At 44.4% G+C, this 214-nt stretch carries 1 protein-coding gene; it reads right to left on the minus strand.

Annotation, left to right across the window (positions count from 1 at the left end; all coding sequences use genetic code 11):
- On the minus strand, window positions 1–214 hold a 214-nt coding region (locus ACRHOC_RS15815), incomplete at both ends, for a hypothetical protein (protein ID WP_431159517.1).

Below are 214 nucleotides of genomic sequence, written 5' to 3' on the forward strand. Positions count from 1 at the left end.
AGCATCGCTTACAGCTTCAATTGCCTCCTCTTGTCCAACAACGCGCTTATCCAATTCATCCTCGTGTTTCAGTAACTTCTCGCGTTCGCTTTGAAGCATCTTCGTTACAGGGATTCCAGTCCATTTGGCAACAACATCTGCGCTGTCTTCATAAGTGACTTCTTGTTTTATAAGGGCAGTTTCCTGTTGTCCGAGCAACTGTTTTTGAAATGCT

This window comes from Winogradskyella poriferorum (assembly GCF_050618035.1).
GTDB classification, from domain to species: domain Bacteria; phylum Bacteroidota; class Bacteroidia; order Flavobacteriales; family Flavobacteriaceae; genus Winogradskyella; species Winogradskyella poriferorum_A.